This is a genomic window from Rhodococcus aetherivorans (assembly GCF_025722975.1).
Taxonomy (GTDB): Bacteria; Actinomycetota; Actinomycetes; order Mycobacteriales; family Mycobacteriaceae; genus Rhodococcus; species Rhodococcus aetherivorans.
Genome location: NZ_CP106983.1, coordinates 103,394 through 116,985 on the forward strand (window position 1 = coordinate 103,394; position 13,592 = coordinate 116,985).

General features: G+C 63.5%; 10 protein-coding genes, 3 pseudogenes and 1 other annotated feature. Of the genes and pseudogenes, 7 read left to right on the top strand and 6 right to left on the bottom strand.

Annotated elements, in window-relative coordinates:
- Positions 1 to 22 precede the first annotated feature (22 nt).
- Positions 23 to 153: a sequence feature (AL1L pseudoknot), on the top strand.
- A pseudogene (locus OCS65_RS28475) lies at positions 29 to 484 on the top strand (IS3 family transposase); the annotation flags it as partial. Its footprint overlaps the feature before it by 125 nt.
- A gap of 446 nt (positions 485 to 930) precedes the next feature.
- On the opposite strand, the gene OCS65_RS28480 reads toward OCS65_RS28475, so the two are convergent.
- Positions 931 to 2,013 (bottom strand): AAA family ATPase, encoded by a 1,083-nt coding sequence (locus tag OCS65_RS28480; RefSeq protein WP_263510430.1) that lies wholly within the window; start codon positions 2,011 to 2,013, stop codon positions 931 to 933.
- A 365-nt stretch (positions 2,014 to 2,378) separates the two neighbouring features.
- Positions 2,379 to 4,313 carry an acetate--CoA ligase gene (gene acs, locus OCS65_RS28485; protein WP_263510431.1) on the bottom strand — a complete coding sequence of 645 codons (1,935 nt, stop codon included), beginning with the start codon at positions 4,311 to 4,313 and terminating at the stop codon, positions 2,379 to 2,381.
- Positions 4,314 to 4,600: 287 nt separating this feature from the next.
- Here acs and OCS65_RS28490 point away from each other — a divergent pair, with 287 nt between their 5' ends.
- Positions 4,601 to 5,638 (top strand): aliphatic amidase, encoded by a 1,038-nt coding sequence (locus tag OCS65_RS28490; protein WP_263510432.1) that lies wholly within the window; start codon positions 4,601 to 4,603, stop codon positions 5,636 to 5,638.
- 640 nt (positions 5,639 to 6,278) lie between these two features.
- On the opposite strand, the pseudogene OCS65_RS28495 reads toward OCS65_RS28490, so the two are convergent.
- Positions 6,279 to 7,281: pseudogene (locus OCS65_RS28495) on the bottom strand (IS481 family transposase).
- A 127-nt stretch (positions 7,282 to 7,408) separates the two neighbouring features.
- On the opposite strand from OCS65_RS28495, the gene OCS65_RS28500 reads away from it, so the two are divergent.
- From OCS65_RS28500 to OCS65_RS28510, 3 genes are all read left to right on the top strand, one after another.
- On the top strand, positions 7,409 to 7,618 hold the full coding sequence (locus tag OCS65_RS28500) for a hypothetical protein (protein ID WP_263510433.1): 210 nt from the start codon (positions 7,409 to 7,411) through the stop codon (positions 7,616 to 7,618).
- 538 nt (positions 7,619 to 8,156) lie between these two features.
- Positions 8,157 to 8,975, top strand: a complete 819-nt coding sequence (locus tag OCS65_RS28505; RefSeq protein WP_263510434.1) for a hypothetical protein — start codon at positions 8,157 to 8,159, stop codon at positions 8,973 to 8,975.
- Positions 8,972 to 10,000 carry a tyrosine-type recombinase/integrase gene (locus tag OCS65_RS28510; protein WP_263510435.1) on the top strand — a complete coding sequence of 343 codons (1,029 nt, stop codon included), beginning with the start codon at positions 8,972 to 8,974 and terminating at the stop codon, positions 9,998 to 10,000. Before OCS65_RS28505 ends, OCS65_RS28510 begins: the two co-directional genes overlap by 4 nt.
- 251 nt (positions 10,001 to 10,251) lie before the next feature.
- Here OCS65_RS28510 and OCS65_RS28515 read toward each other — a convergent pair whose 3' ends face one another.
- Positions 10,252 to 11,295, bottom strand: coding sequence for a PDDEXK family nuclease (locus OCS65_RS28515; protein ID WP_263510436.1), 1,044 nt, complete (start codon positions 11,293 to 11,295; stop codon positions 10,252 to 10,254).
- 113 nt (positions 11,296 to 11,408) lie between these two features.
- Here OCS65_RS28515 and OCS65_RS28520 point away from each other — a divergent pair.
- A pseudogene (locus OCS65_RS28520) lies at positions 11,409 to 11,576 on the top strand (transposase); the annotation flags it as partial.
- Between the two features lie 595 nt (positions 11,577 to 12,171).
- Here OCS65_RS28520 and OCS65_RS28525 read toward each other — a convergent pair.
- Both OCS65_RS28525 and OCS65_RS28530 read right to left on the bottom strand, forming a co-directional pair.
- Positions 12,172 to 12,795, bottom strand: a complete 624-nt coding sequence (locus OCS65_RS28525; protein WP_263510437.1) for a Fic family protein — start codon at positions 12,793 to 12,795, stop codon at positions 12,172 to 12,174.
- A 36-nt stretch (positions 12,796 to 12,831) separates the two neighbouring features.
- A complete protein-coding gene (locus tag OCS65_RS28530; RefSeq protein WP_043800253.1) occupies positions 12,832 to 13,023 on the bottom strand; it encodes a hypothetical protein in 192 nt (63 codons plus the stop codon).
- 199 nt (positions 13,024 to 13,222) lie between these two features.
- Here OCS65_RS28530 and OCS65_RS28535 point away from each other — a divergent pair, with 199 nt between their 5' ends.
- A complete protein-coding gene (locus OCS65_RS28535; protein WP_202637547.1) occupies positions 13,223 to 13,411 on the top strand; it encodes a hypothetical protein in 189 nt (62 codons plus the stop codon).
- Positions 13,412 to 13,592 lie beyond the last annotated feature (181 nt).

Here is a 13,592-nt window from a genome sequence, read left to right on the forward strand (position 1 = left end):
GTTGACCCGTTGAATCTAAGAGCGCATTTTTCGCGGCGGCGGAGGTCGACCGCCGACTGCGGTGATCGTCGACTACATCGACGCCCACCGCTCCCGATTCGGGGGGACCCGATCTGTGCCGTGCTCACCGAGCACGGCATCAGCATCGCCCCGTCCACCTACTACAAGGCCAAACAGCGCGGGCGTATCTCCGAGGCGGAACTGGCCCGCCTACGCCGCGAACACCGTACACGCGCTGTATGTGGCCAATCGGCGGGTCTACGGTGTCCGCAAGATGTGGCACGCGATGAAACGCGCTGGTCACGACATCGGCCGCGATCAGGTGGCCCGGCTGATGTCGATCACCGGGATCACCGGCGCGGTCCGCGGCAAACACCGCACGGTCACCACCGAGCGCGATGACCGAGCGCCGCGGCATCCGGACCTGATCGAGCGGAACTGGGATGGTCCTGAACGTCCGGACCAATGGTGGGTGGCCGACTTCGTGTGCCACGAGGCGCTGTTGAACCGAGTGGAGGTGAGAGACCACCACCGCCCTGCTGTCGCAGCAGCGGGGTGAAGCTGAGGGCAGCCCGATCCCCGGGACGGAGTGAGGGTGGACAGTGGCCCTGACAACGACGAGTCGTACCAGCACTGCCAGATGGTGCGGGCTCGGCAAGCGACACGGTCAGGTATACGAGAGGAACCAGTGTCTGAACGCCCCTCAAGAGAGGAACCAGTGTCTGAACGCCCCTCAAGCGAACCCACCAGCCCGGAACCTGGCGGACATGGGCTGGGTCGCACCGCGCACCCTCCGGCCTCAGCCGGACGGGGAACTCCTGGGCCGGAGAATGTCGTCGACCGGGAGGCGACGAGCCGCCCCCCCGGTGACCGTCCTCGGCATCGACGAGACCCACCGCGGCAAATCGAAATGGGGGAATCTCATCATTCTCAGGGCTGAGAGCACTCCGCCGCGATCGCGATAATCACTCCATCACGAACCTCGGTGAATATCTGCAGCGGTCTGACGGCTGATTCGGCGGAAACGATTACTCTTGCGATCGGCGCATGCAACTGCAGTCGCACGGCTCGTCTGAGGTTCCGAGCTCCGTATATTGCATCGAATCCGGTATGCACAAGGTGGTCGAGCACTGCCTCGCTCGGCGACCACGAAATGTTCCGATCCGACAGTAGAGCCTGTAGCCGAGCCAGTTCGAGGTCGACAATTGCTCGAGAACTTTCCCTGGTAAGCTGTTTGAATTGCACAACCTCGTCGAATCGATTGAACAACTCGGGATCGAAAAATTTCTCGACTGCGGTCGACACCGCCTCGTCGAAGGAATCGATGATGCCAGATTTCCTGGACAATAGCCCACGTAGCTTGGAAAGTGAGGTGAGTCTTGTTGTGCGCAGGCGAGTGGCGATCTCGGCCGAACCTAGATTCGACGTCAAGAGCACGATCGAGTTCCGGAACGAGATGGTAGACGTGCCGGACGTCAGATGAAGCACGCCGGTGTCGAGGACCTGGAGTAGCGACCGAAGTACTGTAGCGTGAGCCTTTTCCACTTCGTCGAACAGAACGATACCGGGACGCGAAATGTTACCCTCGACGAGCTCGCGGTTGAAAAGGGTGAACTGCTCCTTCGATCCGGCATATCCCGGTGGGGCTCCGGAGATCGAGGCTGAATAGTGTTCTTGTGCCAGTGAATTCATATCGATGCGACACAGTCTGTCGGGATCGCCGGTGACTTCCGCGGCCAGACGTCGTGCGAGTTCAGTTTTTCCGACCCCGGTCGGACCGACAAAGAGTAGTGATGCAATAGGACGATGTGGATCGCGAATTCCGGCAGCGGCTATGGTCAGCGCTCGGACAACGGCGTCAATCGCCTCGCCCTGTCCAATGATCGCATTCTTGAGGTTATTTGATAATTGCGAAGGCGACGTACTCCGACCCATGCGGAAACCGTACGGAGCCGGTTTGGTCACATGCCCCGAGTTCATGTCATTGACTTTTTCGGACAAATAGCCGGACAAGATCTTTCTCCCCTCCAGGAGCAGAAGTGGAAGCGTTGAGCCGCTATGATGTCGTGATGTGCAACTGAGAAACGAGCCCTGTTGCAGACATAACCACAATGCAGAATCCGGCGATTGCTGTAGGCGTTGCTGCCGGCAGCGGCAGGAGCCTGCTGAACTTGCAGAAATTCGATCAGAATGCGTTCGTTCCGGGTACATCGCCTCGATCGGAACGACAGTGGGTCGTTTCCTCGAAATGGAGCGCTTCGAAGGTACGGTACTGGCGGTTCGTGACGTAGCGAGCATCGGCTGCTCCAAATATTAACGGCTCATCGCTGTGGGCGGCGAACGGATGAGTGGTCCCGACACCACCGAAGAACTGTCCCTCAGGCATTGCTGGAGCGGAGTCCGTCGAAGACCTTCGGGTCGACGAGGGTGGAGGTGTCGCCGAGTTCGCGGCCCTCGGCGACGTCGCGCAGCAGGCGGCGCATGATCTTGCCGGAGCGGGTCTTGGGCAGTTCCGGCACGATCGAGATCTGCCGGGGCTTGGCGATCGGGGAGATCTCGGTGGAGACCTGGTTGCGCAGCTCGGTGATGAGCTGATCGCCGGTGTTGGTCACGCCCTCGCGCAGGATGACGAACGCGACGATGCCCTGGCCGGTGGTCTCGTCGGCGGCACCGACGACGGCGGCCTCGGCGACGGCCGGGTGCCCGACGAGCGCGGATTCGACCTCCGAGGTCGAGATCCGGTGTCCGGAGACGTTCATGACGTCGTCGACGCGGCCGAGGACCCACAGGGCCCCGTCCTCGTCGTAGCGGGCGCCGTCGCCGGCGAAGTACCAGCCCTCCTCGGCGTACCGGGACCAGTAGGTGTCCTTGTAGCGGTCCATGTCGCCCCAGATGCCGCGCAGCATCGACGGCCACGGCTGATCGAGCACCAGGTAGCCGTTGCCGCCGGCCCCCAGCGGCACGGCGTTGTCGTCGACGATCTTGGCGGAGATGCCGGGCAACGGCGCCATCGCCGAGCCCGGCTTGGTGGCGGTGATCCCCGGCAGCGGGGAGATCATGATCGCGCCGGTCTCGGTCTGCCACCAGGTGTCGACGATCGGGGCCTGGCCGGCGCCGATGACCTCCCGGAACCAGCGCCACGCCTCGGGGTTGATCGGCTCGCCGACCGAGCCCAGCAGCCGGATCGAGGACAGGTCGTGCGCGTCGGGGATGTCCCGGCCCCACTTCATGAAGGTGCGGATCAGGGTCGGGGCGGTGTAGTAGATGCTCACCCCGTACTTTTCGATGATCTCGAAGTGCCGGTGCTCGTTCGGCGAGTTCGGGGTGCCCTCGTAGACGACCTGGGTCGCGCCGTTGCTCAGCGGCCCGTACACGATGTAGCTGTGCCCGGTGACCCAGCCGATGTCGGCGGTGCACCAGTACACGTCGCGGCCGGGCTTGTGGTCGAACACGTAGTGGTGGGTGTAGGAGGCCTGCGTCAGGTAGCCCCCGGAGGTGTGGATGATGCCCTTGGGCTTACCGGTGGTGCCCGAGGTGTAGAGGATGAACAGCGGGTGCTCGGCGTCGAACGGCTGCGCCTCGTGCTCGGCGGAGGCCTTGTCGACCGTCTCGTGCCACCACAGATCGCGTCCCTCGGTCCAGTCGACGTCGATGCCGGTGCGCTTGACCACCAGCACGCGCTGCACCGACGCCGCATCGGCGACAGCTTCGTCGGCGGCCGGCTTGAGCGGGGCGGCCTGACCGCGGCGCCACTGCCCGTCGACGGTGACGACGAGTTTGGCCTGCGCGTCGTCGATGCGCGAGCGCAGCGCGTGCGAGGAGAACCCGGCGAAGACCACCGAGTGGGTCAGGCCGAGGCGGGCGCAAGCCAGCATCGCCACGATCGCCTCGGGGATCATCGGCATGTAGATCGCGACCCGGTCGCCGGCGACCAGGCCCAGGTCGGTGAAGGTGTTCGCCGCCTTGCACACCTCGGCGAGCAGATCGTTGTAGGTCAGCGCGCGCGAATCGCCGGGCTCGCCCTCGAAGTGGATGGCGACGCGGTCCCCGTTGCCGGCGAGGACATGCCGGTCGACGCAGTTGTAGGCGACGTTGAGCTGCCCGCCGACGAACCACTTCGCCACCGGCGCGTCGGACCAGTCCAGCACCTCGGACCACTCGGTGGCCCAGTCCAGCCGCTGCGCCTGCGTCGCCCAGAATCCGAGCCGGTCGGCGTCTGCGGCGGCCTGCAACTCGGGACCGGCGTTGGCGGTGGCGACGAACTCGGCGGACGGCGGATACGTCATGGCTGGGGAAGGTTGGACGGTCGTCATGGTAGGTACCTTTTCTCAACGTCTTTGAAGTGCTGGAACATCCGCAGCTGGCGATGCCCAGAGAATACATGCTGCCTAACGGAAGTAAAGATCTTCGGACGCGGATGCGCGTAGGGGCAGACCTATCTATCGCTTTGAACAGGTGAAATTTTGGCATATAGGGCTTGTGGACGGACCTGTGATGTCGTAGCGTGGGCGCAACGTTGCAGATCACACAATGTGAAACAGTTCAAGCTGGAAGCAACTGTCGGGTAGTGAACGCCCGTTGAGTCACTAAGGAGTCCTAGATGCGACACGGGGACATTTCATCGAGTCCGGACACCGTGGGTGTGGCAGTGGTCAACTACAAGATGCCGCGACTGCATACCAAGGCAGACGTCCTCGAGAATGCCAAAGCGATTGCGAAGATGGTGGTCGGTATGAAGGCCGGCCTTCCCGGTATGGATCTCGTTGTGTTCCCAGAATATTCGACCATGGGAATCATGTATGACAACGATGAGATGTATGCCACCGCGGCAACGATCCCCGGGGACGAGACCGACATCTTTGCGCAGGCATGCCGCGACGCGAAGACGTGGGGCGTCTTCTCGATCACCGGTGAGCGCCATGAGGATCACCCGCACAAACCCCCGTACAACACGTTGGTGCTGATCAACGATCAGGGCGAGATTGTGCAGAAGTACCGCAAAATTCTGCCATGGACCCCGATCGAAGGCTGGTACCCCGGTGGCCAGACATATGTGACCGACGGCCCTAAAGGACTCAAGATCTCGCTTATCATCTGCGACGACGGCAACTATCCGGAGATCTGGCGCGATTGCGCGATGAAGGGTGCTGAGTTGATCGTTCGTCCGCAGGGCTACATGTACCCGTCGAAGGACCAGCAGGTGCTGATGGCGAAGGCCATGGCGTGGGCAAACAACTGTTACGTCGCGGTCGCCAACGCCACCGGGTTCGACGGCGTCTACTCGTACTTCGGCCATAGCGCCATTATCGGATTCGACGGCCGCACGTTGGGTGAGTGCGGCGAGGAAGACTACGGCGTCCAGTATGCCCAGTTGTCGCTGTCCACGATCCGAGACGCCCGAGCAAACGATCAGTCGCAGAACCATCTGTTCAAGCTCCTGCACCGCGGATACACCGGAGTCTTCGCTGGTGGTGACGGGGACAAGGGCGTGGCCGACTGCCCGTTCGACTTCTACCGGAACTGGGTCAATGACGCCGAAGCCACGCAGAAGGCTGTCGAGGCCATCACTCGAGAGACCATCGGTGTCGCCGAATGCCCCGTATATGACCTTCCGTCCGAGAAAACCATGGACGCCTAAACCCATTATCGGACCGTTCAATCCGCGGTGACGAAGGATGTCAGCATGAAATCGGATGGGGATAGGTATGATCCTGTATGCAGCCGCCATCCTGGTTCATTCGGCCTGGGCGCCGATGCCCTTCGACGTCCCCGACCGTAGCCCTGGCATCATGCAGTACGGCCACCCCCATCGCTGAACCACGCTCCACCAACCCCAGGGAGACAATCACCGCCCGCCGTGCGGTAGCCGCGACCGCACACCCGAAGCTTCTCCAGGAGTGAGCCTTTCCTCCTGGAGAAATGGATGGCCCCCGATCACCCCCTGCATCGGGGGCCATCTCCATTCAACGAGATGGTCCCTGGGCAAGCCACCGATTCGCCCGTAATGATCGGGCTCGTCCGTCACCACCACGGTGCTGCAATGCAGGGCCGCCACGTTCCGGACATGACAGTTACCATCGAAAACGACTGCAGGATCGGCAACTCAAGAGCATCGGCCGATCACGGACTTTGTAGACGAGATCGCTGCGGATCCGGCTGTCCGCGCCGACATCGAGAAGTTCGCCCTCACAGACAAGCGGGGGAGGTTCCTGGGCATGTCTTCCATGGACAAGCTGCTCACTGTCTCGGATGCCGCGAACAAGTTTGTCCTTAGTCACCTAGATGTATGAGGCCATGACGTTGGTGACACCGGCGCGGAGCTTGCTCGCGGGCGGTCGGTCGCCGACGGCAGTGTGGGGTCGATGGTAGTTGTAGTGCACGTTCCACACGTGCAGGGCCTCCGATCGTTGCTGTTCACTGGTCCAGGTGCGGGCGTAGAGGAACTCTTCGGCCAGGATCCGGCCCAAAGCGCTCGACCTTGCCGTTGTGCCGTGGGGTGTACGGGGTGATCCGCTGATGCCGAGCCCCGTGCAACACCTTCGCGAAGTCCTTCGCGCGGTAGCACGAGCCGTTGTCGGTCACGATGCGGTGGATGTGGCCGATGCCGTGAGCGGCGAAGAACACCCGGGCCCGGTGCACGAACCCGATTGCGGTCGAAGCTTTCTCGTCGGGCAACGCTTCGGTGTACGCCAGTCGGGAGAACCCGTCCACAGCCGAATGCAGATACACGTAGCCGGCGCGGGCCCCGGCAGCCTTGGCACGTTCGACCCTCTTGGCGTGCTCGCTGCCGCGACCGTGCACGCGCCAGCCGCCGCCGTCGGGGATCCGGCCGACCTTCTTGATGTCGACGTGCACCATGTGGCCGGGCCAATGCGCGACGATCCGCCGGGGTTCGCGGTTGCTGTCTCCGGTCGGGTCGAGGAACCTGCGTCGGTTCAGACCGAGGTGGGCCAGGTGCCGGCTGACGGTGCGCACCGAGATCGGGAACCCGTCGGTGGCCAGTTCGAGGGCGAGGCGCCGTGCCGACCACTTCTTCTCGCGTCGCAGCTGTTCGATCCGGGCGACGACCTCGGCCGGGGTTGCGGTGGGTTGGTGGTGCGGCACGCTGGGGCGGTCGAGCAGACCCAACTCACCGAACTGCCGGTGGCGGTGCACCCATTTGCTGGCACAAGCGCGGGAGATGCCCATCTCGGCGGCGACGTGGGAGATCGGACGGGTCTGACACCGCTGCACAAGGCGGCGGCGTCCCTCGACGGACAGCGGGGCGTTACGGTGGAGCACGGACGGGTTCTTCCTGTTGGCGGATGCGTTGGTGGTACTTCTCATCCTGCCGCGGAAGACCCGTCCGCTTCGCTCAGCCCCCGCCTGGCCCGGTGTCTACAACGTCATGACCCGCAACATCTAGCCGTTGGCCCGCAACTACCGAATATCCGACGACTATCGTCCGAAGTTTGGGCGCACAGTTATCCGAGGTGACCTCTGGAAAGGATTTTTCCAAGATATGGGTAACATCACCAAGGAAGGCGGTGTGAACTTCAACAACGGCAAGAAGCCGTTCGCTGCCGTCGACGCTGCCGGAGTGATCGGCTGGAACGGTCTCGGCCCTGAACGAGCCTGAACGTGTGGTCCCGCGCGAGGTGCGGCACCGGCGCCATGGCATCGCGCTCACCCCGTCGAGCCATCCAAACCTACTGCACCACAACATATGTGATGGATAATCGTGCTTATCCATCAAGGCCACCGTCCAGTATGGAAGCGAATGGCTGCGGGCACGTAGTGGTGCGGAGGTCGGTGCGCTGTCGACGCGGACGCCGCTCGGATTCGAGCAATCCTAGACGTGCGCACATGTGATCACCTTCGCGCCGTCGTAGGGCAACGAGCTGCGTGTACACGCCACGGCGAGGCTCTCCGGCGGCCCCTGTGTACGGGCTGCCTGCGACAGACCCGCCGCAACCCCGGGCTCAACGCCGGGCCCCGTTTAGGTAGTGGACCCGCAGATCAGCGCCCTGTATGCATGACGGATGTGGATGGCCGTCGCGACTAATGATGGGTGGCGTCATGGTTTCGGGTGTTGTGCAAATCAAGACTGTAGTTGCTAGATAACTGATATTATCTAGCAAACGTGATCGCCGCCCGGACGACAGGAACCGCTCCCCGTGACTCTGCACATGTACGGACTCGCCGATGGCACTTGGCTCACGCTGTCCGACAGCTGGACCACAAAATTGACGCCGAACGAGCGGGTCGTCAAGCATCCCGATACCACGAAGTATCTGACATATCCGATTGACCAAACGTCCTGGAAGCCCGGCGACTTTGCAGCGATCGTCATGACGTACGGTCGGGGCGAGTTCCGCAACCCTGACTGCACCACCATCGACACCGCCATCTCGGTTCTTCAATCGGGGCTCACCGAGACACCCGGGCCGGCCGTCACCTCCCTCTCGGAACTGATCAATCGCATCTGGATGCCGGTGGTCAAGCGGTGGTACGAGTGCGATGAGTGCGCGCTCGAACGAGACAAGGCGAATGATCCAGCGAACATCGACAGTCCGGACGCACAGGTTCCCAACGAACTCGATGAGTACGTCAGCAACAACTGTGGCCACACTGAGCTAAGTGTCGTCGCCGTGGCGATTAACTCAGTTGACGGCAGACAATGCTGCATCCGCGAGTGGGGCGAAGAACTCAAGGACATCGTCCCAATTGACAGGAACTTCGAGAGCTCAGGCGATGGAGCTGCTACTTGCCGCATCGCGGCAGAGAACGATCTCGTCAATCACCTCGACGAGGTTCTCTCGTGCCTCGACAATCACTTCGACAGCCTCGCCGAGGAAGCTCGAGACCGCGACAGGAGTGCCGGCATCCTCGGCGACGGACCTATCGGAGGGACCAGATACGCATGGACGCTCAGTCCAACTAAAGGATTTCGTAAGTTGCCTCCCAGACCAATTTTGGCCAGAGATTCAGCATGAGTCGCGATCTTCCTCTCCTGTTCGAAGAGTTCCTGCTGTACCGGAGTAGTGCGAAGCTGTCGCCCCACACAGTGAAGGCCTACCGACAGGACTTCACCGCGATCGCCGCCCGCCTTGCTACGACGACGGGCACTACCGCCGATCAGCTCGTCAGCGACGTCATTGACAAGACGCGGATGCGGGCGGTGTTCGCCGACTTCGCCGCCGACCACTCCGCTGCGTCGATTCGGCGGTGCTGGTCGACGTGGAACAACCTATGCGACTACCTGTTCACCTCGGACATCATCGAGGCGAACCCGATGGCGGCCGTGCTGCGCCCGAAGGCCGAGAAGACTGTCCCGAAGTCGTTCGACCAGGATGCGGTCCAGCGCCTTCTCTCGACGCTCACCGAGACCGACGAGCAGAACTCGCATGCCTGGCAGGAACGGGACCTCGCGATCGTCTTCACCGCGCTGCTGACCGGCTGCCGGCTCTCGGAGCTGGTCGTGATGAACGTCGGTGACCTCCGCGATGTCGACGACACCGGCCGGACGAAGGCCCTCACGGTGCGAGGCAAGGGCAACAAGGAACGCGTGCTCACAGCGGAGGCCGGACTAGTGGACGTGCTCACCGACTACCTCGAGTCGCGGCTGCAGCGGTTTCCTGGGAGCGGCGAGGCTCGGTCCTCCCCCACCGACTCACCGTGGCGGAGACTTCGCGCCAAGGATGCGCTGTTCGTCGGCGCCGACGGTGAGCGCATCACGGGCCCGACGATCCAGTACCGTGTTGAGCGAGCGTATCGCCGGGCCGGGATCAATGGACAGCGTGCGAAGGGTGCTCTGGTGCACCAACTCCGGCACACGTTTGCGACGTCACTCGCAGATCAGAACGTGAGCGTCTACACGCTGATGCGGCTGCTCGGGCACGAGGCGATGACCACGACCCAGCGGTACACGAAGGGTGCGGGGAAAGAGACTCGCTCCGCTTCTGCGCTCAACCCGGCGTATCGGATGCTCGAACCGAAGGCCGCGCCCACGGAGGGCTGACCGTGGGGGGTCAGGCAGGTACTGCGGCAGATGGTGGCCTCGTCGACGGGCACCGGGGTCACTCCGAATAGCTCGAGCACGGCTTGTTCGCCTCGACTAGCTTGCCGGTGCGCCATCGTTTGATCTGTCGGTCCAGCCGTTCGCCATGTCCCCCGGCCGTCGTCGGTCGTCTGGTGGGCCGTGACCGACGTCGGCTGGCAGAGTCGGGCTTGCTGCATCCATTGCTAACCGCCTGAGCTGGGGAAACGCGTTCATGCCTCGGATTCGAGATCGTTGATCTGCCGGGCGCAGCGAAGCACGATAGCCCAGAGTTGGTCGATGTCGACATCGGCGACAGGAAAGCCTTTCATGGCGCCTTCGTGGTCTTGACCGACGAAGCGCGCGAGTTCAGCGAATCCAGGGTGCGCGCGCACTGCTGTGTACTGGCGCCAGTTGCCGTAGGCCATGAGTTGCCCGGCTTTGTTGACCCAGAGTTGGATGGGGGCGAATCGCAGCCCGTAGGGGTAGAGGAATACTCCCCCTTGCCCGTAGGTGCCGAACCACAGATCGTCGTGGGATCCGAGTCGTTCGTCGAGCTCATCGAGCAGCGTGAACAGTTTCTCGGCGAGGGCGCGTTCGGACGGTGAGGTGATCGCGTCGAGGAAGGATTCCTTGGTCCACTTGTCCTTCTGATGCGCGGCGTGGGTCTTGGCGTGGGCGATCTCGCCGCCGTAGGTGGACGGGACGAGGATTTCGACAGTGCCGTGGCGGGCATAGGTCAGCTGCAGTGCGGTCACGCGGACGTCGTCGCGGGTGGCGAGGTTGAGGTATTCGACCAGGCGGCGCAGGTCGGCGTCGATCAGGTCGACGGCCAGACACAGGTGGATTCGGCCGTCGGTGATGTTGCGGTCGAGTTGGTCGCGACTGCTCTCGTCGAGTTCGGACAGGTCCGGGCCGCCTTGTCGGGACCACTGCCGATGGAAAGCATCTGTACCGGCCTGCCAGATGGCGGCCGCGTAGTCGAGGACCTGGCCGATGACCATGCGGCGGCGTTCGGAGTTCGAGGCGAGTTTGCATTCGACGACGGTGATCTCACCGTTCGGGTCGATGATGCACACGTCGGCCGGGCCGGCGGAGGTGGACAGCTCCCGCTGGGCCAGGGCGCCTTCGGGCACGCCGGGCACGTGATGGGGTGCGTCGGCGATGATCGCTTGCAGGTGATCTTCGTTGGTGTAGGCCGTCATCTCCGGTGACGACCATGTGCCGCCGGTGCTGGTGTCCCGTATCAGCAGTGGTCCATCGCTCGTTCCCGCCACACCCTTCTCCATCCCATTCGTCGGGGCGGTGGTCTGTGCGTACCGTATCCAACCACCTGGACGCCCAGGATCGTGTCATGTGCCAGTGCGGATGCGGGTGGTCGGGCGCAGCTGTGGTCGACCGGTTCCACCTGGTAAAGAAGGCCAACGAGGTCGTCGACGCGGTGCGCCGACGGGTCACCCAGACTCACCGTGGCCGGAGCGGACGCAAGAGCGATGTCGAATGGATCAACCGCCGCCGGCTGCTGCGCGGCGCCGAGAGTCTCACCGGCGAACGGCGCGGGTAGGGAACCTCACAGCGCCGGTGTCTATTCGGTAGGGTTTGTGAAGTCACCGTCATCCCCCTGCACGGTGACACAAGGCCCCGCCGGAATTGCCCCCCAAACTCTCTCCGGCGGGGTTCTCAGTTCCATCTCAGGCCGATCTCGACCGAGCGTGCGACACTGCAAGGCGGCTGGCTCGGACTGCGCCTTGCAGGGGTTGCACAGTGCGGGCCGGCTCTTGTCGTCTTCCGTCCGGAGTTCCGTCGGCGCTTGCGCTGACGGAGCTGGATCCTCCACGTACTGGGAGGGTGTCGGTGTCCCCGACACGATGGATCGACGCACGCTGCCGGAAACATGCGTGCATTGCATGCACGCCACGCATGCAGCCTTGCGTCGCCGTGGGCCGAGCCTCCAGTTCGACACCGCCGCCTCGGGTCTGCGCACTCGGTAAGCGCTTGTTTCGCTTGTGGTCGAGGTCCTCGGCCCCAGCTCGCAGCACAGCCGCGTTCGTACTCGCTCGGATCCCTGTGCGTGCTTGTCCACCCTGTTCGACCGGAGCTCCCGGGCGGCACCCCTACTCCCCCGGCTCGACGCTGCGTCGCAGGCAGGGCCCTCAGTCCTGATCGTCCAGTGATGCGAAACGAACGTCCCGCCAGAATTCGCACAGCAGGGTCAGCGACCTGTGCTGATCCCATTCCCGCAACGCCGCCACATATCGGGCATGTTGGGCGGTGTCTCGTTCGACGCTGAGTTCGAGGACGGGAAAGTCCAGCCGCCGCATCGCTTCGGCGACCATCACTCGGACCGCTCGGCCGTTGAAATCCTCGAACGGATGCACGTGCAGTGCCTGAGCCTCCAGGTAGGCGAGGGCTTCGAGTTGAAGCTCGACGTCGCCGGCGCAGTAGTCGAGTCGGCCGGTGAAGCTGTGGAACAGCTCCCTCATCTGTCGGTCCACATGGATGTGTTCCGGCGGATAGTGGCCTCCCACCCGGACCGGCTTGGTGCGCCACCGGCCGGCGATGTCGGGCATCACGTCGATCAGGATCCGGCGATGGAACTCGCGGAGCAAATCCACGTCCATCGCCTCGTCGGCGAAGCGACCGGAGGCCACCTCGTCGAGCAGCCGGCGTAGTGGCTCGGCGATCAGATCGGCGACCTCGTGGTAGGTCTTCGTACCGAACAGTGTCTCGAACTGGCGGGTGCTGCCGGTATCGACCGGCTCCGTCGGCTCACCCACCGGCAACCGCTGCTGCGCGGGTCCGTGCGTGCACGATCAGTGCGAGCCCAGCATGGCGCGCTGGTGGTGCCGTGCCTGCTCGATCCACCGGTCGGAGACCGGCTCCCCTTCCATTGCCATGCTGTGGATCACGTGATCGACCACGGCGGCGCGCCGCCGGTAGACCTTCTCCTCGGTAGGCAGTGCACGCCACCGTGCGACCAGTGCCCGAACGTCGTGTGTGGTCACGGCGTGCTCCCTTCCGTCTCGATCCGGTCTGTCGTACTCCCCATGATGGCAGCCGGTGGCGACAGCGAGCAATCGAGACGGGCTCTGCCGGCCTGCGGACGTTGTGCGGACCGCGGCGTTGTCGGCGCCGTGGTGTAGGCACAGCTGGACGACGAGACGGCGGATGGGCCTGTCGCGCCCACCGAGGCAGGGGGATCTCATGGTTGTGCTGCTCATCTTCAATGTGCTCGGAATCGTGGCCGCGCTCTTCTGTGCGCACCGGTCGTATCGCCGATACGGCCGCCCGGTTCGGGCGGTGGCGGCCGGCGTCGGAGGGCTTCTGATTCTTCCGCTGATCGTCGTGGTGGCGGTCGCGGCGGCTGCCCCGCGGGCATCGCGTATCGGGTAGTGGAACGAGGGTAATCGCAGTTCAGGACGCATTTCGAGTGCAGTGATCGAGTAGAATTGATCTTGAAACACTCACGGATTCGGGGGAACTCCGCCCAGGGTCGGGCGCAGTCGAGGAGGTCGCGTGGCGGACGAGAACGCCAACCAGGACACGTTCGGTACAGAGGATCAGGAAGGACGAA